Annotated in this window: 17 protein-coding genes; 7 read left to right on the top strand and 10 right to left on the bottom strand. The window is 67.3% G+C overall.

The features are described from left to right. Positions 1–8 precede the first annotated feature (8 nt). The gene (locus ACX12D_RS02380; RefSeq protein ID WP_459372784.1) at positions 9–1,439 is read left to right on the top strand and encodes an efflux transporter outer membrane subunit; all 1,431 of its coding nucleotides are present in this window, start codon (positions 9–11) and stop codon (positions 1,437–1,439) included. Positions 1,440–1,479: 40 nt separating this feature from the next. Here the strand turns inward: ACX12D_RS02380 and ACX12D_RS02375 are convergent, their stop codons facing one another. The 4 genes from ACX12D_RS02375 to ACX12D_RS02360 form a co-directional block, all read right to left on the bottom strand. Beyond that, the gene (locus tag ACX12D_RS02375; RefSeq protein ID WP_459372783.1) at positions 1,480–2,673 is read right to left on the bottom strand and encodes a pyridoxal phosphate-dependent aminotransferase; all 1,194 of its coding nucleotides are present in this window, start codon (positions 2,671–2,673) and stop codon (positions 1,480–1,482) included. A 111-nt stretch (positions 2,674–2,784) separates the two neighbouring features. Next, positions 2,785–3,114, bottom strand: coding sequence for a hypothetical protein (locus ACX12D_RS02370; RefSeq protein WP_459372782.1), 330 nt, complete (start codon positions 3,112–3,114; stop codon positions 2,785–2,787). Between the two features lie 174 nt (positions 3,115–3,288). Next, positions 3,289–9,180, bottom strand: coding sequence for an excinuclease ABC subunit UvrA (uvrA, locus tag ACX12D_RS02365; RefSeq protein WP_459372781.1), 5,892 nt, complete (start codon positions 9,178–9,180; stop codon positions 3,289–3,291). 415 nt (positions 9,181–9,595) lie between these two features. After that, positions 9,596–10,954, bottom strand: a complete 1,359-nt coding sequence (locus tag ACX12D_RS02360; RefSeq protein ID WP_459372780.1) for a cytochrome-c peroxidase — start codon at positions 10,952–10,954, stop codon at positions 9,596–9,598. Between the two features lie 237 nt (positions 10,955–11,191). Here ACX12D_RS02360 and acpA point away from each other — a divergent pair, with 237 nt between their 5' ends. Beyond that, positions 11,192–13,321, top strand: a complete 2,130-nt coding sequence (gene acpA, locus ACX12D_RS02355) for an acid phosphatase (protein ID WP_459372779.1) — start codon at positions 11,192–11,194, stop codon at positions 13,319–13,321. Positions 13,322–13,558: 237 nt separating this feature from the next. Here acpA and ACX12D_RS02350 read toward each other — a convergent pair whose 3' ends face one another. The 3 genes from ACX12D_RS02350 to ACX12D_RS02340 form a co-directional block, all read right to left on the bottom strand. Beyond that, a complete protein-coding gene (locus tag ACX12D_RS02350; protein WP_459372778.1) occupies positions 13,559–13,897 on the bottom strand; it encodes a hypothetical protein in 339 nt (112 codons plus the stop codon). 398 nt (positions 13,898–14,295) lie between these two features. Beyond that, entirely contained in the window at positions 14,296–14,862 is a 567-nt protein-coding gene (gene ssb / locus ACX12D_RS02345) for a single-stranded DNA-binding protein (protein WP_459372777.1), read from the bottom strand. Positions 14,863–15,059: 197 nt separating this feature from the next. After that, complete coding sequence (locus tag ACX12D_RS02340) at positions 15,060–16,316, bottom strand: MFS transporter (RefSeq protein WP_459372776.1); 1,257 nt, start codon at positions 16,314–16,316, stop codon at positions 15,060–15,062. A 383-nt stretch (positions 16,317–16,699) separates the two neighbouring features. Here ACX12D_RS02340 and uvrA (ACX12D_RS02335) point away from each other — a divergent pair, with 383 nt between their 5' ends. The 3 genes from uvrA (ACX12D_RS02335) (at position 16,700) to ACX12D_RS02325 (ending at position 20,513) form a co-directional block, all read left to right on the top strand. Then, the gene (gene uvrA / locus ACX12D_RS02335; protein ID WP_459372775.1) at positions 16,700–19,564 is read left to right on the top strand and encodes an excinuclease ABC subunit UvrA; all 2,865 of its coding nucleotides are present in this window, start codon (positions 16,700–16,702) and stop codon (positions 19,562–19,564) included. 5 nt (positions 19,565–19,569) lie between these two features. Beyond that, the gene (locus ACX12D_RS02330) at positions 19,570–19,917 is read left to right on the top strand and encodes a hypothetical protein (RefSeq protein ID WP_459372774.1); all 348 of its coding nucleotides are present in this window, start codon (positions 19,570–19,572) and stop codon (positions 19,915–19,917) included. Between the two features lie 110 nt (positions 19,918–20,027). Next, on the top strand, positions 20,028–20,513 hold the full coding sequence (locus ACX12D_RS02325) for an adenosine-specific kinase (protein ID WP_459372773.1): 486 nt from the start codon (positions 20,028–20,030) through the stop codon (positions 20,511–20,513). Between the two features lie 50 nt (positions 20,514–20,563). Here ACX12D_RS02325 and ACX12D_RS02320 read toward each other — a convergent pair whose 3' ends face one another. Further along, on the bottom strand, positions 20,564–22,249 hold the full coding sequence (locus ACX12D_RS02320; RefSeq protein WP_459372772.1) for a Na/Pi cotransporter family protein: 1,686 nt from the start codon (positions 22,247–22,249) through the stop codon (positions 20,564–20,566). A gap of 372 nt (positions 22,250–22,621) precedes the next feature. Beyond that, positions 22,622–23,194: an adenine phosphoribosyltransferase gene (locus tag ACX12D_RS02315; RefSeq protein ID WP_459372771.1), complete on the bottom strand. Its 573-nt coding sequence runs from the start codon at positions 23,192–23,194 to the stop codon at positions 22,622–22,624. Between the two features lie 161 nt (positions 23,195–23,355). Between ACX12D_RS02315 and ACX12D_RS02310 the strand changes: the two genes are divergently transcribed. Continuing rightward, a complete protein-coding gene (locus ACX12D_RS02310) occupies positions 23,356–23,934 on the top strand; it encodes a DJ-1/PfpI family protein (protein ID WP_006159426.1) in 579 nt (192 codons plus the stop codon). A 68-nt stretch (positions 23,935–24,002) separates the two neighbouring features. Continuing rightward, entirely contained in the window at positions 24,003–24,386 is a 384-nt protein-coding gene (locus ACX12D_RS02305) for a ribbon-helix-helix domain-containing protein (RefSeq protein ID WP_459372770.1), read from the top strand. A gap of 35 nt (positions 24,387–24,421) precedes the next feature. Here the strand turns inward: ACX12D_RS02305 and ACX12D_RS02300 are convergent, their stop codons facing one another. Next, positions 24,422–26,401, bottom strand: a complete 1,980-nt coding sequence (locus ACX12D_RS02300) for a monovalent cation:proton antiporter-2 (CPA2) family protein (protein ID WP_416047538.1) — start codon at positions 26,399–26,401, stop codon at positions 24,422–24,424. Positions 26,402–26,544 lie beyond the last annotated feature (143 nt).

The raw sequence follows: 26,544 nt of genomic DNA, 5'->3' as shown, positions 1-26,544 counted from the left end.
CGGCAGCCATGCTTTCGGGCTGCGCAGTGGGCCCGGACTTCACCGCGCCAGCCGCGCCCGCCACGCCGTCCTATACCGCCGGCACGCAGCCAACGCGCACCAGCGCCGCCGACGCACCGCATGGCCAGGCGCAAACGCTGGAGAGCGGCGCCGACGTGCCGGCCCAATGGTGGGCGCTATTGCGCAGCCCCGCGCTGGACCGCACCATCCGCGCGGCGCTGGATGCCAGCCCGACGCTGGCGCAGGCACAGGCCCGCATCGAACAGGCGCGCCAGGAACTGGTGGCCACCACCGGCGCGCGCCTGCTGCCGCGCGTGGACGCCAAGCTGAACGCCACGCGCCAGCAGGTCGACTTCAGCTCGCTCGGCATCACCGCCTTCCCAAGCCCCGGGCCGTTCACGCTGTATGGCGCCAGCGTGGAAATCTCCTACACGCTCGACCTGTTCGGCGGCCAGCGCCGCGAACTGGAAGGCCTGCGCGCGGCGGTGGACTACCAACGCTTCGAGCTGGAAGCCGCGCGCCTGACGCTGGCTGGCAACGTGGCCACGGCCGCCATCCGCGAGGCTGGCTTGCGCGCGCAGATTGCCGACACCGAGGCCATCGTGGCGGCGCAGCAGCGCCAGCTCGCCATCACCGAGCAACGCTTGCGCGCCGGCGGCGTGGCGCAGGTGGACGCGCTGCGCCAGCGCAATGAACTGGCGCAGAGCCAGGCCTTGCTGCCGGGCCTGGTGCAGCAGCTTGCGGCCACGCGGCATCAGCTTGCCGTGTATCTGGGACAGGCGCCCGCGAGCGCCGAGCTGCCCGAGTTCCGGCTGGAAGATCTCACCTTGCCCGCCACGCTCCCGGTGAGCCTGCCCTCCACCATGGCAAGGCAGCGCCCGGATATCCGTGCGGCCGAGGCGCTGCTGCACCAGGCGTCGGCCAATATCGGCGTGGCCACCGCGCAGCTCTATCCGCAGCTCACGCTGTCCGGCAACGCCGGCACGCAGGCGCTCTCCGCGCGCGATCTGTTTGGCAGCCTCAACGTGTGGTCGCTGGCCGCGGGGCTGGTGCAGCCGGTGTTCCGGGGCGGCGAGCTGGTGGCGCGCAAGCGCGCGGCGCAAGCGGCCTACGCGCAATCGCTCGCGGCCTACCAGCAAACGGTGCTGCAGGGCCTGCGTGAAGTCGCGGATTCGCTGCGCGCGCTGGAGGCCGATGCCAACACCTTGCAGGCGCGCGCCGAGAGTGCGAAGCAGGCCGCCGAGACGCTGTCGATCGTGACCGGCCAGTATCGTCTCGGCGGCGTCAGCCAGCTTGCGGTGCTCGATGCCGAGCGGCAGTACCGGCAGGCCGCGCTCTCGCTGTCGCAGGCTAGCGCCAGCCGCTTTACCGATTCCGTGGCGCTGCTGCAGGCGCTGGGGGGCGGCTGGTGGCAGGCAGAGGCGGCCGCTGCGCCGTGAACGCCAGGCGCCGGATGACGCACCGCGAACGGCGCGGCGCTCAACGCCCCAGAAACCCGCGCAACCGCCGCACACCTTCATCCAGCCTCGCCGGATCACACGCGTAGCACCACCGCACAAAGCCCTCCCCCTCGTCCCCGAACGCGCTCCCCGGCGCCAGCCCGAGCCGTGCCTCGCGCACCAGCTGCTTGCACAGCGCCAGGCTGTCGCTTGCGCCCGCCAGCCGGAAGAACACATACATGGCCCCCTCGGGCGCATGCACATCCACGCCCGGCACCACAGCCAACGCACCCACCAGGTGGTCGCGCGCCGCGCGCAGCCTGCCGACCAGTTCACGGGTAAAGGCCTCGCCTTCCCGCACCGCCACGATGCCGGCTTCCTGCACGAAGGACGGCGCGCACGACGTGTTGTACTCAACCAGCTTGCCCAGGTCGTCGGTGAGCGCCGCGGGCAGCACCATCCAGCCCAGCCGCCAGCCGGTCATCAGCCAGGCCTTGGAGAACGAGTTGACGCAGATCACCCGCTCGTCGCGGCTGGCGATATCCAGGAACGACGGCGCGATGGCGGCATCGCCTTCGCCGTAATACAACCGCTCGTACACTTCATCGGCAATGATCCAGATGCCATGGCGCCGGCAGTGCGCGAGCACCGCTTGCTGGTCCGTGCGCGACATCACCCAGCCGGTCGGGTTGTTCGGCGAGTTGATCATGAGCAAGCGCGTATCAGGCGTCAGCGCGGCCAGCAGCTTGTCGAGATCCAGGGTCCAGCCGCGCGCGCCGTAATCGAGCGAGACGGTTTCCACCTCGGCGCCAAGGATCTTGGGAATTTCCACCAGGTTGGGCCACAGCGGCGTAACGGCAACCGCGCGGTCGCCGGGCCCGGCCACCAGCTGGGCAGCCAGCATCAGCGCATTGACGCCGGCGCTGGTCACCACCACGTTGTCCAGGGCGGTGGCGCCATGCAGCGCGCTGACGTAGTCAGCCAGCGCGCTGCGCAGCGGGGCAATGCCCAGGTTATGCGTGTAGAACGTCGCCCCGCCGGCCAGTGCCCGGCTGGCGGCGTCGCGGATAAAGGCGGGCGTGACCTGGTCGGACTCGCCGAACCAGAAGGGCAGCACGTCGGGCAGGCCGATGCCGGCATTGGCCACCTCGCGGATGCGCGAGGCGCGCAGGTGATGAACGGTGGCGCGGGCTGCGGCCGGGGCGCACGCAAAGCCGGACGGGCTGGTGGACATCTGAGCTCCTTGCGGTGTAAGGGTCGGACTGCTGGTCGGATGACGGAACCCACAGAGCGTACCGCAAAGGCACTGCCGCCGGTGTGCCCGGCAGCATGCCGGGCTGGCTGGCTAACGCCCCGGCCCGGCGGAGTCGTCCTGCTGCGGCCAGCCGGGTTTCATCCGCAGGCCAAAGCTGCTGCGCGGCTGCACGTCGCGCTCGGGGCGCAGCGCGTATTGGTCGTGGTTGACCTGCGGCGCGGTGGTGGCTTGCTGAACGGCCCGGGAGGTTGGCGTCGGCGCCGAGGCCGCGCGCTTGCCCGCCTTGGCAGGCGCGCGTGCGCCGCTGGCGTCCGATGCGGCGGCGGGTGCCGCCAGCGCGGACGTGCTGGCCAGGGCGAGCCATAGCGCCGTCACGATGGAGGGCAGGCAGAGGAAGGAGAAAAGGGGTTTTGCTATCACGCTGTCATGCGGCGGCTACGCATGGCCTGCCCGGCCGCCACCTCGGCGGCGCACGGCTGGACCAGCGGCGGCCGCCAGTTGCTGAATCCAGCATTGTGTCAGCTACCGGGGCCGCCAGGTGAAATCGGCCTGCAGCCTCGCCCTCCGGGGAGGGGCGAGGCCGCCGCGCTGGCTTTACTGCGCCGCCGCAAGGCGGCGCCTGGCGTCGTTGCCGCTCTCCGGCGCTTCCTTGCCGGCCGCCTTGCCGCGGGCCAGCACCGGTGCCAGCGCCGCGCCGGTGTGGCTGGCCCGGGCCCGCACCAGCCCCTCGGGGTCGGTCGCGGCGACAATGCCGCCGCCCGCCACGCCGCCTTCCGGGCCCAGGTCGAGGATCCAGTCGGCCTCGGCGATCACGTCGAGATCATGCTCGATCACCACCACGCTGTGCCCGCCATCGGCCAGCCGGTGCAGCACGCGGATCAGCTTGGCCACGTCGGCCATGTGCAGGCCCACGGTAGGCTCATCCAGCACGTACAGGGTGTGCGGCGCCTGCTGCCCACGGCGGGTGATGTCGTCCCGCACCTTGGACAGCTCGGTCACCAGCTTGATGCGCTGCGCCTCGCCGCCGGACAGCGTGGGCGACGGCTGGCCCAGCGTCAGGTAGCCCAGGCCCACGTCCTTCATCAGCTGCAGCGGGTGCGCGATATTGGACATGGCGGAGAAGAACTCCACCGCCTCGTCGATCTCCATCGTCAGCACGTCGCCGATATTCTTGCCGCGCCAGGTGACCGCCAGCGTCTCCGGGTTGAAGCGCTGGCCGTGGCAGACATCGCAATGCACCTTCACATCCGGCAGGAAGCTCATGCCGATGGTGCGCACGCCCTGCCCCTCGCAGGCCGGGCAGCGCCCGTCGCCGGTGTTGAAGGAAAAGCGCGAGGCGGAATAGCCGCGCGCCTTGGCCTCCAGCGTCTGCGCGAACAGCTTGCGGATGGTGTCCCACACGCCGATATACGTGGCCGGGCAGGAGCGCGGCGTCTTGCCGATCGGGGTCTGGTCGACCTCCAGCACGCGGTCGATGCTCTCATACCCGGTGATCGACTCGCAGCCCTGCCAGTTGTGCGTGACCTCCAGCTTGCGGCGCGGCTCGGTGCGCGCCGTGGCTTGCGAGCGCGCGGGCGCCTCGCTGCCAGCCGCCTTGCGCGCGCGCCGCGTGGCCGGCGACGACATCACCGAGCGGCCCACCGCGTCGAGCAGGTTGGCCATCAGCACATCGCGCGCCAGCGTGGACTTGCCGGAGCCGCTGACGCCCGTGATGGCGACCAGCCGCGCCAGCGGAATGCTGGCGGTCACGTTGCGCAGGTTGTGCTTCGTGGCGTTATGCACGGTCAACCAGCGCTCGGGTACGGCCTCGTTGTTCTTGCCCGCCGGCTTGACCACACGGCGCGGCTGCAACGGATGCAGGATCGGATGGGCGAGGAACTGCCCGGTAAGCGAATCCGCACTGGCCGACAGCGCGGCCACGCCGCCTTGCGCCACCAGCGTGCCGCCGCGCTTGCCGGCGCCGGGGCCGATGTCGATGATATGGTCGGCGCGACGGATGGTGTCCTCGTCGTGCTCGACCACCACCAGCGTGTTGCCCTTCTCGCCGAGCTTGCGCAGGGCGTCGAGCAGGATCTGGTTGTCGCGCGGATGCAGGCCGATGGTAGGCTCGTCGAGCACGTAGCACACGCCCTGCAGGTTGCTGCCAAGCTGCGCCGCCAGCCGGATGCGCTGCGCCTCGCCGCCGGACAGGCTGGGCGCGGCGCGGTCCAGGCTCAGGTAGCCCAGGCCGACCTCTTCCAGAAACTGCAGGCGGCTGCGGATCTCGCTCACCACGTCGCGCGCGATCTCGCCTTCGCGGCCGGCCAGCTCCAGGCCCTGCACCCAGCGGTGCGTGTCGGACACCGTCCACTGCGCCACGTCCACGATGGGGTGCGCGTCGAAGGTGACCGCGCGCGCCACCGGGTTCAGCCGCGTGCCGCCACAGTCCGCGCACGGCGTATCGGCCACGTCATCGGGCTCCTGCTGCTCCGAGGGCAACGTCTGCTCGCGCCCACGGTTGTCGTCGGCCATCACGGTATCGTCGTAGGCCGCGCGCTGCTCGCGCGTGAGGGTCAGGCCGGTACCCACGCAACTGGTGCACCAGCCGTGCTTGCTGTTGTAGGAGAACAGGCGCGGGTCCAGTTCCGGATAACTGGTGCTGCACACCGGGCAGGCGCGCTTGGTCGAAAACACGGTGGTGGTGCCGACGCGGGCGGTGCCGCCGTTGCCCATGGCATGCTGCAGGCCATCGAGCGGCGCCAGCAGGTGCATCACGCCCTTGCCGGCTTCCAGCGCCTGCCCGAGCAGCGCGCGCAGCTCGGCTTCGTTGTCCGCCGACACGTTGATGTCACCCACCGGCAGCTCGATGGTGTGCTCGCGGAAACGGTCCAGGCGTGGCCACGGGTCCACCGGCAGGAATTCGCCGTCGACACGCAGGTGCGTGTTGCCGCGCGCCTTGGCCCATTTGGCCAGGTCGGTATAGACCCCCTTGCGGTTGACCACCAGCGGCGCCAGCAGGCCCACGTGCTGGCCCTTGTAGTCGCGCAGCAACTGCGCGGCGATGGACTCGGGGCTTTGCGAGGTGACCGGCGTGCCGTCGTGGATGCAGTGCTGGATGCCCAGCTTCACATACATCAGCCGCAGGAAGTGCCAGACCTCGGAAGTGGTCGCGACCGTGCTCTTGCGCCCGCCCCGCGACAGGCGCTGCTCGATGGCCACGGTGGGCGGAATGCCGTACACCGCATCCACCTCCGGGCGCCCGGCGGGCTGCACGATGGAGCGCGCGTAGGCATTGAGGGATTCGAGATAGCGGCGCTGCCCTTCATGGAACAGGATGTCGAAAGCCAGCGTGGATTTGCCCGATCCCGACACACCGGTGATGACGTTGAACTTGCCGTGCGGGATATCGACGTTGAGCGCCTTCAGGTTGTGCTCGTGCGCGTTGACGATGCGCACCACGTCCTCGCCCTCGATGGCGCGGCGCGCGCGCGCCGCGCGCAAGGCGGCCTGCAAGGGCACGCCCGCGTCCTCCGCGACAAAGGCATGGCCGACGGCGCGGTCGTATTGCAGCAGCGCCTTGCCGGTATGCGAGTGCGCGCAGCGCTTGACGTCTTCCGGCGTGCCCACGCACAGCACTTCACCGCCGGCGTCGCCGCCCTCGGGGCCGAGGTCGATGATCCAGTCGGCGGCGCGCACCACGTCGAGGTTGTGCTCGATCACGATCAGCGAGTGGCCGCCATCCAGCAGCTTGCCGAACGCGCGCATCAGCTTGGCGATGTCGTCGAAGTGCAGCCCGGTGGTGGGCTCGTCGAACATGAACAGCTTGCACTCGTACGGCATCGGCTTGACGCGCGTATTGCTCGCCTGCGCGGTCTCGGCCAGGTAGCCGGCCAGCTTCAGCCGCTGGGCCTCGCCCCCCGACAATGTCGGCACCGGCTGGCCCAGCTTCACATATTCCAGGCCCACGTCGACGATCGGCTGCAGCACGCGCAGCACCGCCGCGTCGCCGGCAAAGTACGCCACGGCCTCGCTCACGGTCAGCTCGAGCACATCGGCCACGCTGAGCGCGCGCGGCGGCTGGCCGGGCAGCGCGCGCTCGATCTTCACTTCGAGGATTTCCGCGCGGTAGCGCCGTCCATCGCAATCCGGGCAGCGCAGGTAGACGTCGGAGAGGAACTGCATCTCGACGTGCTCGAAGCCAGAGCCGCCGCAGGTGGGGCAGCGCCCGTCGCCCGAGTTGAAACTGAACATGCCGGCGGTATAGCTGCGCTGCAGCGCCATGGGCGCCTTGGCGAACAGCTTGCGGATCTCGTCGAAGGCCCCCACATAACTGGCCGGGTTGGAGCGCGCGGTCTTGCCGATGGGCGACTGGTCGACAAACACCACATCGGCCACCTGTTCCGCGCCGGCGAGGCTGCGAAAAGCGCCCGGCGCATCCGTGGACTTGCCGAACTGGCGCGCCATGGCGGGATACAGCACGTCCTGCAGCAAGGTGGACTTGCCCGAGCCGGAAACGCCGGTCACGCACACCAGGCGCTGCAGCGGGATCTCCACGGTGACGTCACGCAGGTTGTGCTCGGAGGCACCTTCCAGCACGATGCGCGGCGTCGCGGCGTCAACCGCGCGAGGTTGCCAGCGGGAAAGATCGGTCACCTGGCGATGGCCGGCAAGATATTCGCCGGTGAGCGTGCCCGAGCCGCGGATATCGGCAGGCGTGCCGTCAAAGATGATGTTGCCACCGCGCTCGCCCGGGCCGGGGCCCATGTCGATGAGCCGGTCAGCCGCGAGCATCACCGAAGGATCGTGCTCCACCACCACCAGCGTATTGCCGGCGTCACGCAGGCGATGCATGGCCTCGACGATGCGGTTCAGGTCGCGCGGGTGCAGGCCGATGCTGGGCTCGTCCAGCACGAACAGCGTCTTGACCAGCGAGGTGCCGAGTGCGGTGGTGAGGTTGATCCGCTGCACCTCGCCGCCGGACAGCGTGCGGCTCTGGCGGTCCAGCGTGAGGTAGCCCAGGCCCACGTCGCACAGGTATTTCAGGCGCGTGCGCACTTCGGCCAGCAGCAGCTTGAGCGCGTCGTCGAGCATCAGGCTCGGCAGCGTGAGCTCGTCGAAAAACTTGCGGATGCGCTCGATCGGCATCAGCATCAGGTCGTGCACGGTAAGGCCCGGCAGCGCTTCGAGCTGCGTGCGGTCCCAGTCCACGCCGCGCGGCAGGAAGCGCTTGTCCGGCGCGCATACGGCGTCCGCCCCCGGCTTGCTGCCCAGGCGCCACAACAGCGCCTCGGTCTTCAGCCGCGCGCCGCCGCAGGTCTCGCACGGCGTATAGCTGCGGTACTTCGATAGCAGCACACGGATGTGCATCTTGTACGCCTTCGACTCCAGGTAGTCGAAGAAGCGTTTGACGCCATACCAGTGCGTATTCCACTTGCCGTTCCAGTCCGGCGAGCCGTCGATGACCCAGGCGCGCTCGGCCGGGGTGAGGCTGGACCACGCCACGTCGCGCGGGATGCCCGCCTTGGCGGCGTAGCGCATCAGGTCGTCCTGGCACTCCTTCCAGGCCGGCGTCTGCATTGGCTTGATGGCGCCGCCGCGCAGTGTCTTGCGCTCGTCCGGGATCACCAGGCCGAGGTCGACGCCGATCACGCGGCCGAAGCCGCGGCAGGTCTCGCAGGCGCCGTAGGCGGAGTTGAAGGAGAACAGCGCGGGCTGCGGATCGGCATAGCGGATATCGCTTTCCGGGCTGTGCAGGCCGGTGGAGAAACGCCACACGGGTGCCTGCGCGCCCTCGTCGGCTGCGTCGATCACATAAACATTGACCCGGCCGCTGCCGCGCTTGAGCGAGGCCTCGATGGCTTCCAGCACCCGCACCTTTTCGGTATTGCCCAGGCGGAAGCGGTCGGCCACCACGTCCAGCACCTTGCGCGGGCCGGTGGGCGACGCCACCACGCGCTGCGCCTGCACGCGCGTGTAGCCGCTGACGGAGAGCCACTGCTCGATCTCGGCATCGGTGGTGGTTTCCGGCAGTTCCACCGGGAAGGTGACGACCAGGCGCGGATCGCCCTGGGCGGCACGTGCTTGCAGCTCCGCGTAGATGGTCTCCGGCGAGTCATGCCGCACGGGCTGCGCGGTCTGGCGGTCGAACAGCTCGGCGGCGCGCGCGTACAGCAGCTTCAGGTGATCGTTGAGCTCCGTCATCGTGCCGACCGTGGAGCGCGAGCTGCGCACCGGGTTGGTCTGGTCGATGGCGATGGCCGGCGGCACGCCGTCCACCCGGTCTACCTGCGGCCGGTCCATGCGGTCCAGGAACTGGCGCGCATAGGCGCTGAAGGTTTCGACATAGCGCCGCTGCCCTTCGGCGTAGAGCGTATCGAACACCAGGCTCGATTTGCCCGAGCCCGACGGCCCCGTCACCACGGTCATTTCGCCGGTGTGCAGATCGAGGTCGAGATTCTTGAGATTGTGCTGACGGGCTCCGCGGATACGGATGACACCGGATGACATGGGATGCGTCCTTTATGGCGTGGCTTGCGAGTGGCTAGCTGATGGCTTGCGTGCGGCGTGCGATTGGCGAAGACAGGCCTGGCAGGGCATAGGGCCCCGGGAGCGCGGCGAAAGCCATCGCGAATCGCGGTGTTGGTACGGTCAGGCCGCTATCCTATCCCGAAGGACGGCAGCGTGCCGCGCGCTGAAGTGTGGCGCTGACATCTCCTGACAGCACGGTGTCAGGAGGAAATGGGGACGGATTTAAAAAAGGGAAGGCCTGCGAGGCGCCCGGCACGTTGCCTGGGCGCGTGCCGCTCAGGAGGTCGCCCTCAGCGGCCGGGTAACACAGGGCACCGCGCCCACCCATCAATGCGTGCTATGCACTGCATTTGGCCCGTAAGTACCGGCAATCAGCCACTGCCGCCGGGACTCGTCAATGGGTTGCAGGCAAGCGGTAGCCGTCGTTGAGGGTCTTCAGGAACGCGACGACGTCGCGGATCTCCGCCTCCGACAGGGCGGGCTTGCTGCCAGGCGCGCCGCCGAACGGGGGCTCCATATTGACGTTGTCACGATACCGCGCCGGCAGGTCGTCGAACTTGTCGATGCTGCCGTCGGCCTTGCGCGGGTACCACTTGCCGGGATTGCTGTCCCGTTGCACGTAGAAGCGCAACACGTCTTCCAGCGAATGAAAGGCGCCGTTGTGGAAGAAGGTCTTGCGTTGCGCCACGTTGCGCAGGCCGGGCGTGCGGAACAGGCCACAATACTCTGCGCGCGCCTTCAGGTCGGTGCGATCCGGCCCGCACAAGCCCATGTCGAAGAAGGCCGGATCGGCATTGACCGCCAGTTTGCGGTTGCGCGGCACGCCCAGCGCGATGAAGCCAAAATCGCTGAAGGCGGGAAAGACGCCATCGGCGCTGATCGCGCTGGGGTGGCAGGCCGCGCAGTTGCCCTTGGCGGGATCGTTGAACAGACGCAGGCCGCGCGCTTCCTGCTCGCTCAGCTTGACCTGCCGCCGCAGGAACGCATCGTACTTGCTGCTGTAGGGATAGAACTCGGACGGCGTTTCCTGGAACACCTCGAGCGCCATCAGCGCGGCCTGGAAAGCGACTTCGTCGCGCTCCAGGATGTCGGCGCCGAACACCTCGCGCAAGGTCTGCGCATGCTTGCCGGCGCGCAGCCTGGCGGCCACCGCCGCTGCGTCCGCGTTCGCCATCTCATGCGGGGACAGCAGGGGAATGCCAGCCTGCTCGTGCGTGGAAGACGCCCGCCCGTCCCAGTTGTGGCCGCCCGTGGGGCCCTGGTCTTCGCTGTCGTTGCCGTCGTTCTCGTGGAAATGCTCGGAGAACGGCGGCACGTTCTGCACGTAGCGCAGCGACGGCGCCGCGCGCGCGCCGGTGCGCAGCATGTCGGGGCCGCCCAGTTGCACCGACAAGTCATTGGCCGGCCCATAGGCGTGTTCCGGGCTATGGCAACTTGCGCACGCGAGCCGGCCGGACGCCGACAACGCGGGATCAAAAAACAGCGCCTTGCCAAGCGCGGCCATGGCCGGCACCGGCGGCCGGCGCGTTGCCATCAGGGTGTAGAACGCATCGGCGTAGGCGGGTCGCGAAGGCGCGGCAGCCTGGCTGGCCGCCGGCGCGGATGCCGGGGCCGTGGCCGCGGCCACGGCCGCGCCCTCCTGTGCGGACTTGCCACAGCCCGCCAGAGTCAGGGCGAAAGCCAGCAGCAAGGCCCCGGTGGCAAGGCGGCGGCTTGGGGAAGGAACTGGCGGCAAAACGAAGCGCGGTGGCATCTGTGCGGCGAAGTGGAATGGCCAGGGCGGGATGGGTGCGGCAGCCCAGGCACAGGAGATTCAGGAATGCGCCGCCACGCTAGCACGCGCGCATGACAGCGGCGTGTCATGCGTGGCCGGATGTCTTTTTCTCGTCCCGGCACCATCATCAACCTGACATGGAGCGGCGCGAGAATCGCGCGGCTGTCCCAAAAAAAACCGCCTTACACATAACGAAAAACGAAAACAGGATATTCCATGCGCCGAGCCTTACGACTTTATCCCCTTGCAGCGGCGGCCGCCGCTGCCATGGCCGCCTGCGGCGGCAGCGACTCCAGTACTGCCCTCACCACCTCGGGCGTGGTGACCGGCAGCTATTTCGAGCACGCCAAGGTCTGCATCGATGCCAACAACAATGGCAAGTGCGAAAGCACGGAGACCAGCACCTACACCGACAAGAACGGCGCCTTTACGCTCACCGGCCAGGGCGCGATCGCCGCCGAGATCGGCAGCGACGCCTTCCGCAACGATGACACCGGCGGCCACGCAGCCGTGACCCGCCCGCTGGTGTTCCGCGCACCAGCCAGCGCCAACGGCGTGATCAGCGCCATCACGACCGAACTGGTCGCGCTCATGGAGTCCAACGGCGGCGACCTCACCGCGGCCAAGGCACGTCTGGCCGCCCGCATCGGCGTGACCGCGGACAAGCTGCTGGCCGACCACAACAAGGAAACCGACAAGACCGTCAAGGCGACCCTGCAGGCGGAAATCGATCAGACCATCGACCTGATCGCCGACTCGGTCGCGGGCGGCGGCGACATCGCCCAGGCGCTGCGCGACGGCGTCGGCAAGCGGGTCGCCCTCGACAACATCAAGACCGTGGTGGTGATCTATGCAGAGAACCGCGGCTTCGATAATCTCTACGGCCTGTTCCCGGGCGCCAACGGCATCCCCGGCGTGAACCCCGCCTCGAGCGGCACCGTCGAGCAACAGAAGGACTTCGATGGCTCCGTGCTGCCGGTGCTGCCGCCGACCTGGGGCGGGTTCAACGCGGCAGGGCAAAAACCGGAGTTGACGCAGGCCAGCACCGCCAACTGGGCGAACAAGCCGTTCCAGATCGACAATCCTGCCGGCGTCAACGGCACCGGCACCGTGGTCTCGCAATCCGTCACCACACGCGACCTGGTGCACCGCTTCTATAACAACCAGATGCAGATCAACGGCGGCAAGAACGACAAGTACGCCGCGTTCTCGGATGCGGGCGGCCTGTCGATGGGCTATTACGACGGCAGCCAGATGCAGATGTGGCAACTCGCCAAGCAGTACGTGCTGGCCGACAACTTCTACATGGGTGCCTTTGGTGGCTCGTTCCTGAACCACCAGTACCTGATCTGCGCCTGCGCGCCGCAGTACCCGAACGCCGACGCGGCCACTTCGCCGGCCAAGAACTCGATCTCGGCCATCGATCTCGACGCCAACGGCAACTTCGTGCGCCTGACCCCCGGCACCGGCAACCCCACCTCGGTCCTCTCTGGCAAGGCGGTGTACCAGAACGACAGCACGCTGACGCCCGCGGATAAGAGCGGCATGTTCTACGCCGTCAACACCATGCAGCCGGACTACCAGCCGAGCGGCAACAAGCCCGCCACCACCGATGCCACGGGCCTCTACGCCGACCCCACCAAGGCGAGCACGCTGCCGCCGCAGACCCAGACCAACATCGGCGACCTGCTCAACGCGCGCGGCGTAAGCTGGGCCTGGTATGCCGGTGCCTGGGCCAAGGCCACGCAGGACCCGACCGCCATCTACAACAACACGGTGCCCAACTTCCAGCCGCACCACCAGCCGTTCAACTACTACGCCAGCTTCGACCCGGTCACCCAGGCCGCCAACCGCAGCGCGCACCTGAAGGACTTCGACAGCCAGTTCCTGCAAGATGCCGCCGCCGGCAACCTGCCCGCGGTCGCGTTCTACAAGCCGCAGGGCAACCTGAACCAGCACCCCGGCTATGCAAGCGTGACCGACGGCGACACCCATATCGCCAGCGTGATCGCGCAGCTGCAGAAGAGCCCGCAGTGGAAGAACATGCTGATCCTCGTCACCTACGACGAAAACGGCGGCTTCTACGACCACGCGCAAGTGCCCACCGGCGACCGCTGGGGCCCGGGCACGCGCATCCCGGCGATCCTGGTGTCGCCGTATGTGAAGAAGGGCTTTGTCGACCACACGCAATACGACACAGCCTCGGCGCTGCGCTTCATCACCCGCCGCTTTGTCCTGCCGACCCTGCCGGGCCTGCAGCAACGCGATGCCGCCCTGCTCGCCAACAAGGGCAAGGCCATGGGCGACCTGACCAACGCGCTGGACTTCACCGCCATGCCGCACTGAGCACGCACGGCGCCGTCACCGGCGCCGCGATAAAGAATGGGCGCCTCCTCGCGCCCGGCACACACGGGGCCGTCGAAAGGCCAAGAAACAAAAAACCCCGGGAATCAACGACTCCCGGGGTTTTTCGTTTGCCAGTGCAGGCCGTACCGACAGTCGCGGCCTGGGATGGCGGGGATGCTCCGAATGGTCAGAACGGTTAAGGTCGCCGACGGCAACGATTCCATCAAACATGGCTAGTCATCCCTCTTCTGCCCGAATTTCTGCCAACGCCTTCTCCAGCATCCTCATGTCCGGTGGATTCTTTTGCCCTCCTTTGGAACCAAGCCAGCGATGTACTGCATTCTTAGGCCCGCTGCCAAGACGCTTTCCTTCGGCGGTCAAGTCGTTCTTCCTGAGCACTCGCTTGACGACCAGTCCATGCCCATCGCTCACAGAGCAGGTCAACAATCCGTTATTTTCTAGAAACAGAAATAGTTGCTCCATACCAACTTTGACGCTCTCCGCTATATCCGGGGTGTCTACATATGCGTTCAGCAGTTCATCTATGTTCCAGATTTCATAATCAACTTCCATCATTCGATCCTCTCAACTTTTGATATCTCTTGGACAGGGGCCAATGCACCGGTACTCCGGTCTTTGATATAGGCTCCGCCCTGCGCGCGGATACGACCTTCCTTTGCCGATTGGTTTCTCTTGTCGGCGCCTAAGCTGGTAACTTGTCTCGATAATCTATCGATAGCCACGGCCCTCCATGGCGTCGCCAAACCGATTGACGAAGACATAGGGCTTGCGATTTGCACGGGGCCAACGGGCCCTCACACCCCGATCCATAAGCCAACGAACAGAGCATTTCCCGAAGCGGCGAATCATCCACAGCAGAGTTTGCGCCGCTCAATGCCTACCAAGGCATTGATTACAACGAAAAAGCCCCGCTTTTGGCGGGGCTGATCTTTACACCTTTTGGCTACGAAACCTCAGAACGGAATATCGTCGTCCATGTCTTCAAAGCCATTCGACGGAGCCTGCTGCTGGCGACGCGCGCCGCCAGCACCTTGCTGGCCACCGGCAGCCTGGCCGCCACCGCTGCGCGCACCGCCGCCGTAACCACCACCGCCGCCGCCCGACGATTCGCGGCCACCACCGTAGCCACCGCCGCCACCGCCCATGTCGTCGCCACCGCCACCGCCACCGCCGCCGCCCATGCCCTGGCGCGAGCCCAGCATCTGCATTTGCTCAGCCACGATTTCGGTGCTGTACTTTTCCGCGCCGGACTGGTCGGTCCACTTGCGGGTGCGGATGCGCCCTTCGATGTAGACCTGCGAGCCCTTGCGCAGGTACTGGCCGGCGATCTCCGCCAGCTTGCCGAAGAAGGCGATGCGGTGCCACTCGGTGGCTTCCTTCATCTCGCCGCTGGTCTTGTCCTTGTAACGATCGGTGGTCGCCAGGCGGATGTTGCTCACGGCGTCGCCGCTGGGCAGGTAGCGGGTTTCCGGATCCGCGCCCAGGTTGCCGACGAGGATGACTTTGTTGATCGATGCCATGTGAATGTTCTCCCAGGGCCACGCCCTCTGCTGCAAGCGGCGTGGCGATGCCTTGACTGTTGACTGATGCGTAAACGAATAACGCGCCCCCGGCCAAGAAGTCGGGCGCGCGGTCATGCTAGTGCCTAATTACGGCAAAAAGCTATACGAAGTGATGCGGGCAGCCCTTGCGGACCAATGACCGCGGGCTGCCAACTTCAGGCAGCGACGGCCTGGGCACTGCTTTTCCGGGCCGGCGGCGACTTCATGTTCCAGGCGATTATAAGCCAGAGGAGGAGCACCACGGCGCAGCCGATGAAGACCGCGCTGCGGCCTTCGTGCTTGAGCAGCCAGCCACCCACGGCACCGCCCAGGAACAGGCCCATCGCCTGCGTCGTGTTGTAGACGCCAAGCGCCGCCCCGCGCGCGGCGGCGGCGTAGCGCGACACCAGCGAGGGCTGCATGGCTTCCAGCACGTTGAAGGCCACGAAGAACAGCAGCAGCACGCCCACGATGCCCCACAGGCCGTGCACAGCGGCAAACAGCAGCTGCACCGCGGTCATCAGGCCGACCGCGCCGAGCAGCACGGGGCGTACCTTGCCATAGCGCTCGGCGGCCATCATCGGCCCGAGCATCAGCACGAAGGACACCAGCACCACCGGCAGGTAGACCTTCCAGTGCTGGTCCAGCGGCATGCCGGTATCGCTGAGCATGGCCGGCACCACCATGAACATGGCCACCTGCGACGCGTGCAGTGCCAGCACGCCCACGTTCAGGCGGATCAGGTCGGGGTTGAGCAGCACGCTGCGAAACGGCAGCCGCACGGGATGCGGCGGCGGCGGCGTGGGCACCAGGAACAGGGTCACCAGGATGGCGACCACGCCCAGCACCGACATCAGCGTGAAGATCCCGGGCATGCCGATGCTGTGCAGCAGCGGCGAGGCAATCACCAGCGACAGCGCGAAGGTCAGGCCGATGCTTCCGCCCACCATGGCCATGGCCTTGGTGCGATGCTGCTCGCGGGTCAGGTCGGCGATGCAGGCGGTGATGGCCGCGGAGATCGCGCCCATGCCTTGCAGCGAGCGGCCGATGATGATGCCGGACAACGTGTCGGAGTTGGCCGCCACCAGCCCGCCGGCGACAAACAGCAGCAGGCCCGCCACCATCACCGGCTTGCGGCCGACGCGGTCGGACAGCCAGCCGAGAGGAATGTGCAGGAAGGCTTGCATCAGGCCGTAGATGCCCATGGCCAGGCCCACGCGCTGGGCGTCGTGCCCGTCGGGCAGGCCATGCGCATATTCGGCGAACACAGGCAGGATCAGGAACAAGCCCAGCATGCGCAGGGCAAAAATACTGGCGAGCGAAATGCTGGCCCGCACTTCCATGCCGGTCATGCGGTCGCGCCCGGCAGCGGGCTGAACCTTGGAAACGTCGGCCTTGGCCGCGTCTTGGGAGGAGCTATGGATCGACGACATTGCGATCGTGGGGAATTTCTATGACGGATTGCCGGGTCGTGCACCGCGCACGCACCGCATCACCCCAATGCTGACGGGGCGGCGACAACTTCGATCCATGGCCGGAGCGGAAGTTGCGGCGCTTCTGCCACCGTTGCTGCAGGGCGCAGTCTAATGGCCCAAGCAACCCCCGGAAACCGAAGTTCGGTATATTAACAGGTTTGCTCCGCTGCGCTTTCGGGTCCGGACCGGACACCGCAAGCCCCGGCGCGGGCTGGCAAAGCCCGGCCTGAGGCTGGCCTGACGCCGGCTGCAGCCATGCTGGCATGCTTTTTTCTTGAAATTCCGTGAGACCCGGCCTGTCGTCCCGACCGGCGGCCCCGCCTGGCGAAGACAATCGGTATATGGAAGAAATTAGAATCCGTGGTGCCCGTACCCACAACCTGAAGAACATCAATCTCGATCTGCCGCGCAACAAGCTGATCGTGATTACCGGGCTGTCCGGATCGGGCAAGTCCTCGCTCGCCTTCGACACCCTGTACGCGGAGGGCCAGCGCCGCTACGTGGAGTCGCTGTCGGCCTACGCGCGCCAGTTCCTGCAGCTGATGGAGAAGCCGGACGTCGACCTGATCGAGGGACTATCGCCCGCGATCGCCATCGAACAGAAGGCAACCAGCCACAACCCGCGCTCAACCGTGGGCACGGTCACCGAGATCCACGACTACCTGCGGCTGCTGTTCGCGCGCGCCGGCACGCCTTACTGCCCCGACCACAACCTGGCGCTGCAGGCGCAAAGCGTCTCGCAGATGGTCGACGCCGCGCTGGCGCTGCCGGAAGACACCAAGCTGATGATCCTGGCGCCGGTGGTGGCCAACCGCAAGGGCGAGCACTCCGACCTGTTCGACACCATGCAGGCACAGGGTTTCGTGCGCTTTCGCATCCGCTCCGGCGGCGGCACCACGCATGAGGCGCCGGCGGTGGTCTACGAGGTGGACGCGCTGCCCAAGCTGAAAAAGACCGAGAAGCATTCCATCGACGTGGTGGTGGATCGCGTCAAGGTGCGCCCGGACATCAAGCAACGCCTGGCGGAATCGTTTGAGACCGCGCTGCGCCTGGCCGACGGCCGCGCCATCGCGCTGGAGATCGACGCCAACCGGGAACACGGATTCAGCTCCAAGTTTGCCTGTCCGATCTGCTCGTACTCGCTGCAGGAACTGGAGCCGCGGCTGTTCTCGTTCAACAACCCGATGGGCGCCTGCCCGAGCTGCGACGGCCTGGGCCAGATCACCTTCTTCGACCCCAAGCGGGTGGTGGCCTTCCCCAACCTGTCGCTGGCCTCGGGCGCCATCAAGGGCTGGGACCGCCGCAACCAGTTTTACTTCCAGATGCTGCAAAGCCTGGCGGCCTACTACGACTTCGAGCTCGATACAGCCTTCGAGGACCTGCCGGCCGAGGTGCAGGAAGTCGTGCTGCACGGCTCGGGCGACGTGGAAATCCCGTTCACCTACATGAACGAGCGTGGCCGCACCACGGTGCGCGAGCATGCCTTCGAGGGCATCATCCCCAACCTGGAACGCCGCTACCGCGAGACCGACTCCATCGCGGTGCGCGAGGAGCTCGCCAAGTACCAGAACAACCAGGCCTGCCCCGCCTGCCACGGTACCCGCCTGCGCACCGAGGCGCGCCACGTCAAGCTGGGCGAGAACGACCAGGCACGCGCCATCTACGAGATCAACGGCTGGCCGCTGCGCGACGCGCTCACCTATTTCCTCACGCTGGACATGCACGGCGCCAAGCGCGAGATCGCCGACAAGATCGTCAAGGAAATCAGCGCGCGCCTGAACTTCCTCAACAACGTGGGGCTGGATTACCTGTCGCTCGAGCGCAGCGCCGACACGCTGTCGGGCGGCGAGGCACAGCGCATCCGGCTGGCGTCGCAGATCGGCTCCGGCCTGACGGGCGTGATGTACGTGCTGGACGAACCGTCCATCGGCCTGCACCAGCGCGACAACGACCGCCTGATCGGCACGCTCAAGCACCTGCGCGACATCGGCAACTCCGTGCTGGTGGTGGAGCACGACGAAGACATGATCCGCGCCTGCGACTACGTGGTCGACATTGGCCCGGGCGCCGGCGTGCACGGCGGCATGATCGTGGCCGAAGGCACGCCGCAGCAGATCGAGCAGTCGGCCAATTCGCTCACCGGGCAATACATGTCCGGCGCGCGCCGCATCGAGGTGCCGAAAGAGCGCGCCGCGCCCGACGAGGAAAAGCTGCTGCGCATCATCAACGCCACCGGCAACAACCTGCGCAACGTCAGCGCCGAGATCCCGGTGGGCTTGCTTACCTGCGTGACCGGCGTGTCGGGCTCGGGCAAGTCGACGCTGATCAACGACACGCTCTACCACGCGGTGGCGCGCCACCTGTATGGCTCCACGGCGGAGCCGGCCGCGCACGACCGCATCGACGGGCTGGAGCATTTCGACAAGGTCATCAACGTCGACCAGAGCCCGATCGGCCGCACCCCGCGCTCGAACCCCGCGACGTACACCGGCCTGTTCACGCCGATCCGCGAGCTGTTCGCGGGCGTGCCCTCGGCCAAGGAGCGTGGCTACGATCCGGGCCGCTTCTCGTTCAACGTCAAGGGCGGGCGCTGCGAGGCCTGCCAGGGCGATGGCGTGATCAAGGTCGAGATGCACTTCCTGCCGGACGTGTACGTGCCTTGCGACGTCTGCCATGGCAAGCGCTACAACCGCGAAACGCTGGAGGTGCTCTACAAGGGCAAGAACATCCACGAAGTGCTCGACATGACGGTGGAGCACGCGCACGAGTTCTTCCTGGCGGTGCCTGTCGTGCGACGCAAGCTCAAGACGCTGCTGGACGTGGGCCTTGGCTACATCCGGCTGGGCCAGTCCGCCACCACGCTCTCGGGCGGCGAGGCGCAGCGCGTCAAGCTGTCGCTGGAGCTGTCCAAGCGCGACACCGGCCGCACGCTCTACATCCTGGATGAACCCACCACGGGCCTGCACTTCCACGATATCGAGCTGCTGCTCAAGGTCATCCACAAGCTGCGCGATCAGGGCAACACGGTGGTCATCATCGAGCACAACCTGGACGTGATCAAGACCGCGGACTGGCTGCTCGACATGGGCCCGGAGGGCGGTGCGGGCGGTGGCCAGGTGATCGCCAAGGGCACGCCGGAAACGGTGGCGGCCAGCCGCGCGAGCTTCACCGGCAAGTACCTGGCGCCGCTGCTCGAGCGCCGCTGACCACCATGCGCACGCGTTCCCGCCTCATCCTGCGCGCCTGGCAATGCGCGCTGCTGCTCGGCAGCGCCGCCGTTGCCGGCCCGGCTGCGGCGCAGGCCACCGTCACGCCGATCGACCTGGCCGCGCCGGCGGCGCGAGCGCTCGATGAACCAGCCGCGCCGGCGGCATCCGCCCCGCCCGCGCAAGCCGCCCGGGAGGCCAGCGCCGCCAGCGCTGCCCGGGTACCAGCCAAGGCGAGCGGCGCCGTATCCGGCAATCTGGCGCTGACGCTGGGCGGGGCTGCCGTGCTTGTGGCCATCGCCGCGATGCTGCAGCGCGCGCGCCGCAGACGCCGCCCGCCGTCCTCAAGGTAGGCCCGCGCAGCGCCTTGCATTCGACCTTGCCCGGCCTACCATAAACTGCGGAAGGCCGCGCCGCTTGAAGCCCTTTCCGGGCTGGCACAGGCCAATGCAGGAGCACGGCCATGGAACTCACCGTAGTGCCGATCGCCAAGCCCGAGGCGATCAACTTCATTTTCGGGCAATCCCACTTCATCAAGACCGTGGACGACATCCACGAGGCGCTGGCCGGCGCGGTGCCCGGCATCCGCTTTGGACTGGCGTTCTGCGAGGCCTCGGGCAAGCGCCTTGTGCGCTGGTCCGGCACCGACGAGGCGATGATCGACCTGGCGTGCCAGAACGCGCTGGCAATCGGCGCCGGCCACTGCTTCCTGGTGTTCCTCGGCGACGGCTTCTATCCGGTCAATGTGCTCGCGACCGTGCGCGCGGTGCCGGAGGTATGCCGGATCTATTGCGCCACGGCAAACCCGACCGAGGTGGTGGTAGCGCAGACCGCGCAGGGGCGCGCGGTGCTTGGCGTGGTGGATGGCGCCTCGCCGCTCGGGCTGGAAACCGAGGCTGACATTGCCGCGCGGCGGAACCTGCTGCGGGAGATCGGCTACAAGCTGTAGCCCTCCTTATTGGCTCCTTAGTGCCGCTTCAGTGCCGCCTTGGTGCCGCCTTAGTGCGCCTGCGCGGACGGCACCGCCCTGGCTGGGGGCTCGCCATCGTCTTCCTTCATGCGGCTGCGGTTCAGCACGCCAGCGTCTTCCAGCACCGGGTAGGCGGTGGCGCAGAACAACGAGTTCAGGCGCTTGAGATCGCTGATCACGTCGAGGTGCAGCGAGCTGGTCTCGATGCTCTCGGCGGTCTGCACGGCGATGCGTTGCAGATGCGTGCGCGCATACTCGCGCTCCATCTCGCGGAAGGTCGCCTTCTCCGCCATCAGTTGCTGCGCGCTTTTCAGGTCGCCGGAGAGGAAGACCGACAGCCCGAGCCGCAGGTTGGCCACCACGCGCGCGTGCATCTGCGAGATCTCCTGCATGCCGGCTTCCGAGAAGGCCAGGTTGTGGGCGATCTTCTTTTCGCGCGCGTCCTGCACGATGCGCTCGATGATGTCGCCGGCATGCTCGAGGTTGATGGTGAGCGAGATGATTTCCGTCCAGCGCCGGCCGTCGCGCTCATCCAGCGCCTCCAGGCTGATCCGGGTCAGGTAGAGCTTGATCGCGGTGTAGAGATCGTCCACCTCGTCGTCGATGCGGCAGGTGGCGGTGGCGAGCTTGGCATCGTTGGTGCGCAGCACGCGCAGCATGTTGTCCAGCATCTGCTCGATGCGGTCGCCGATGCGCAGCACCTCGCGCGCGGCATTGGACAGCGCCAGCGCCGGCGTGGGCAGCGCGGCGGGATCGAGGTGGCGCGGGGTGACCTGGCTGTCGCCGGTGTTGCGACCGGGCAGCACCGCCTCGCACAGGCGCGCCAGCGGACCGGTGGCGCCCAGCAGCAGCGCCGCCAGCGCCACGTTGAAGAGCAGGTGGAAATTCACGACCAGCCGCTGCGGATCGGCATCGACCAGCGCAAGCAGGTGTTCGGCCTGCCCCAGCAAGGGCAGCGCGATCACGCATCCGAGCAGGCGCGATAGCAGGTTGCCCAGCGTGACGCGCTTGCCGGGCTGGTTGTTGCCCGAGGTGGTCAGCAGCGCGGAAATGCCCGAGCCCAGGTTGGCGCCCAGCACCAGCGCCATCGCCACATGCAGAGACACCACCCCGGCCGAGGCCAGCGCCCCGCAGAACAGCACCACCGCCAGGCTGGAATAGCAAAGGATGGTCAGGAAGGCGCCAATCAGCATGTCCAGCGTGGGGTCTCCGGTGAGCGTGCCGAACAACACCTTGACGCCGGCCGCTTCCACCACGGGGCGGGTGGCAATGGAGATCAGCTCCAGCGCCAGCGTGATCAGCCCCAGGCCGATCAGCACGCGGCCCACGTGGCCAGGCTTGTTGCCCTTCCAGGACAGATGCAGGATTACGCCGACGAAGATCAGCAGCGGCGACAGCCAGGACAGGTCCAGCGAGAACACCTGCACCATGATCGCGGTGCCGACATTGGCGCCCAGCATGATGGCCAGCGCCGGGGCCACGGCAATCAGGCCCTGGCCGACGAAGGAGCTGACGATGACGGCGGTCGCGTTGCTGCTCTGGACCAGGCCGGTCACGCCGAGGCCGGCGGCGAAGGCCGTGAACCGGTTGGAAATGCTGGACGAGAGCACGTGGCGCAGGTTGGCGCCATACACGCGCAGGATGCCGACCTTGACGATGTTGGTGCCCCACACCAGCAGCGCCACGCCGGAAAGCAAATGAAGTAGTACGCCCATGCTGCGCCCTTATGCCCTTATGTGACCGGTGCCTCCAATGCGGATCGCAAGATTTCGCCCGGCCATCGTATCGTTGTCAATGGGGCATTATGCGCCTGCCGGCATGTGTGGGCAACGCCATGTCCACGCTGCGAAAATGGCCGCAAGCCCAATGCGCAAGCCGCTCGCGCCAGACGCAGCAAGTGCCGCGGGGCGAAGCCTGGCGGCCAATGCCGGGCGCGCCGCAATTGGCATATTATTACAATTTGAGGTGTTTTGTTGCGCATCCGAAGGCAGCGTGGCGATGCCGCCACGGCCTCGGCAGCGCGCGCGCCAGGCGCGGTGCCCGTGCCGCTCGGAGATCAGCTGTCACTGCGCGGCCGTCAATGCGCGTCAATGCCCGTCAAAGCGGCAAACCGTGAACAGCGGCAGGCCGCTATCCAGCAGGTGGCGCGAGCCGCCGAGCTCGGGCAGGTCGACGATGGCGGCGCCTTCCACCACAGTGGCGCCCAGCCGCTCGAGCAGCTTGCGGCCAGCCATCATGGTGCCGCCGGTGGCGATCAGGTCGTCCACCAGCAGCACGCGGTCACCCGGCTTGCAGGCATCGGCGTGGATCTCCACCGTGGCGCTGCCGTACTCCAGCTCATATTCCTCGGCCACGGTCTCGAACGGCAGCTTGCCCTTCTTGCGGATTGGCACGAAGCCCAGGTTCAGCTCGTACGCCACGATGGCGCCCAGGATAAAGCCGCGTGCGTCGATGCCGGCCACCACGTCGAGCTTGGTGTCCATGTAGCGGTGCACAAAGACATCGATCAGCACGCGCAGGGACTTGGGATCCTGCAGCAACGGCGTGATGTCGCGGAACATCACGCCGGGCTGCGGCCAGTTAGGCACGGTACGGATGCGTTCGCGCAGGTAGTGGGTAACGTCGCCAAGGGCGGACGACTGGATGGTGGTGTTGGGCATGGGGACTCGTTCGGGCAGCCCGCCAAATCGGCAGGCTGGATGCGGTAATGGGTTACCACCCGGGCTGCCGCGAACGGCAACACAATGGGCGACGCCTGGGCGGACGGCACGCTTTGCGGCGCGGCTCCCCCGGGACAACCGTAACCATACAGGAGACAGCGATGGCGAAAAAGATCTTGATGCTGGTCGGCGACTACGCCGAAGACTATGAAACCATGGTGCCTTTCCAGGCGCTCCAGATGGTGGGCCATACGGTCCATGCGGTGTGTCCCGACAAGGCGGCCGGCGCCAGCTGCCCCACCGCCATCCATGATTTCGAGGGCGACCAGACCTATAGCGAAAAGCGCGGCCACAACTTCGCGCTGAACGCGAGCTTTGCCGATGTGGATCCGGCGGCCTACGATGGGCTGGTCATCCCGGGCGGGCGCGCCCCCGAATACCTGCGCCTGAACGAGCGGGTGCTGGAGATCGTGCGGCACTTTGCCAGCACCAACAAACCGATCGCGGCGGTGTGCCACGGCGCCCAGCTGCTAGCCGCGGCCGGCGTGCTGGAAGGCCGGACCTGCTCGGCCTATCCGGCCTGCGCGCCCGAAGTGCGCCTGGCGGGCGGAAAATATGCCGACATTCCGGTCGACCAGGCCTACACCGATGGCAACCTGGTGAGCGCTCCGGCCTGGCCCGCGCACCCGGCATGGCTGGCGCAGTTCCTTGCCGTCCTGGGTACCAGGATCGTACATTAGAGGCTACCGAACGCGGCCCGCGAGCCTGCCTAGGGCTATCGCGGGCCGTTAAGCACGGGAGTTCTTCTATGTGTGAAATCTTCATCCGGGCCACCCCGCAGTCGTACCAGGGCCAGTCGCGCTCGCTCCGGCTGCATGGCGTGGCCACCAGCATCCGGCTGGAAAGCCTGTTCTGGGAAGTGCTCGAAACGCTGGCAAGGCGCGACAGCATGAGCGTGAGCCAGCTCATCACCCGGCTGCACGACGAACTGGTGGCCTACCGGGGCGAGGCGGCAAACTTCACGTCCTTCCTGCGCGTATGCTGCCTCCGTTACCTGATGCTGCAAGGCGAAGGCCGCATTCCCGCCGACCCGCGCATCCCGATCGGTTCGCTCGACGCGCGCACCGTGCTAGAGGGCCTGCCGCCATCGTGGGCGGAAGAGGCACACGCCGGCAGCCGCGTGGCGGCATGAACCCGAACTGCGGCCACTGAGCGCGTAGCGCAGGCTCAGCCGGCCAGCATGCGCGCCTCGGCCGCTTCCAGCGCCTCTGGCTGGCCGCGCAAGACCACGATATCACCCGGCTCCAGCACGGTATCGGGCTCCGGATCGAACGCCCGGATGCCACGCCGGCGCACCGCCGTCACTTCCACCCCGATACGGTCCAGCCCGAGCGCGCCCAGGCGCCGCCCCACCGACGTGGCCTCCGGGCCAAGCGAAATGGAGTGCAGCCGCACGGACTCTCGCTCCACCATGTCTTCCTCGTCGTCGCGGCCGTGGAAGTAGCCGCGCAGCAGGCTGTAGCGCGCATCGCGCGCCTCCTGCACCCCGCGCACCACACGCCGCATCGGCACGCCCAGCAGCACCAGCGCGTGCGAGGCCAGCATCAGGCTGCCCTCGATGCTTTCCGGCACCACCTCGGTGGCGCCCGCTTTTTGCAGGATGTCGAGTTCCGAGTCGTCCATGGTACGCACGATCACGGGCAGCGCCGGCTCCAGTTCCTGCACATGGTGCAGCACCTTCAGCGCCGAGGGCGTGTTGTTGTAAGTGATGATCAAGGCTGCCGCGCGATGCAGGCCCGCCGCGATCAGCGCCTCGCGCCGGCCCGCATCGCCATACACTACCGTGTCGCCCGCGCCAGCGGCTTCGCGCACCCGGTCCGGGTCGAGGTCCAGCGCCACATAGGTGATGCCCTCGCGCTCCAGCATATGCGCCAGGTTCTGGCCGCTGCGGCCAAACCCGCAGATGATGGCGTGCTTCTCGGTCTGCAGGCTCTGCACCGCGATGCGCGTCATGTTGAGCGACTGCATCAGCCATTCGTTGGCGGTAAAGCGCAGCACGATGGCGTCGCTGTACTGGATCAGGAACGGCGCCGCCAGCATCGACAACAGCATCGAGGCCAGGATGACCTGGATCAGCACCGGGTCGACCAGGTTCAGGCCGTCGATCTGGTTAAGCAGCACAAAGCCGAACTCGCCGGCCTGCGCCAGGCCCAGGCCGGTACGGATCGCCACCCCCTGGCGCGAACCGAACAAGCGGGCCAGCCCGGAGATCAGCACCAGCTTGAAGACAATGGGCACCACCAGCAGCGCCAGCACCAGCCACAAGTGATCGAGCACCACATGGATATTGAGCAGCATGCCGATGGTGACGAAGAACAGCCCCAGCAGCACGTCGCGGAAGGGCTTGATGTCCTCCTCCACCTGATGGCGATAGGGCGTCTCGGAGATCAGCATGCCGGCCATGAAGGCGCCCAGCGCCATCGACAGGCCGAGCCGCTCGGTCAGCGCGGCCATGCCCAGCGTGACCAGCAGCAGGTTGAGCATGAACAGTTCTTGCGAGCGGCGCGCCGCCACGATGTGGAACCAGCGGCTCATGAGACGCTGGCCGACGAAAAAGATCAGGCTCAGGGCCACCACGATCTTCACCGTGGCCAGGCCCAGCGCCATCATCAGGTCGCCCGGATCGCGCGAGAGCGCCGGGATCACGATCAGCAGCGGCACCACGGCCAGGTCCTGGAACAGCAGGATGCTGATGATGTTGCGCCCGTGCTCGCTCTCCAGCTCCAGCCGCTCCGACAGCATCTTGGACACGATGGCGGTGGATGACATGGCCAGCGCGCCGCCCAACGCCACCGAGGCCTGCCAGGACAGCGGAAACAGCCAGTTGAACGCCCAGCTCGCCGGAATCACGGCCAGGAGCGACAGCACCACCTGCGAGCCGCCCAGGCCGAAGACCTGCCGCTTCATCGCCTTGAGCTTGCCCAGGCTGAACTCCAGGCCGATCGAGAACATCAAAAAGACCACGCCGAACTCGGCCAGGTATTTGGTTTGCGCGGTATCGCTGGCCAGGCCGAGCGCGTGCGGCCCGATCAGGATGCCCACGACCAGGTACCCCAGCATCGGCGGCAACTGCAACATGCGAAACGCGACCACGCCAAACACGGCGGCGGCCAGCAGGACAAGGGTAAGGTCCAGCGGAGAGTGCATCGACAGGGTCAGGGTACGCCGCGCCGGGCACCGGGCCGGCCCGGTGCGGGCGGCCCTGCCGGCGGATTACGGCAAGCGCGATGGCCGCTCCGGCCGCCCGATCCCAGGAACAGCCCAAGCGCCATCGCATTCGTTGGTATACT

The sequence above is a fragment of the Cupriavidus sp. PET2-C1 genome (assembly GCF_054515855.1).
This window is presented reverse-complemented; position numbering and strand designations above follow the sequence as displayed.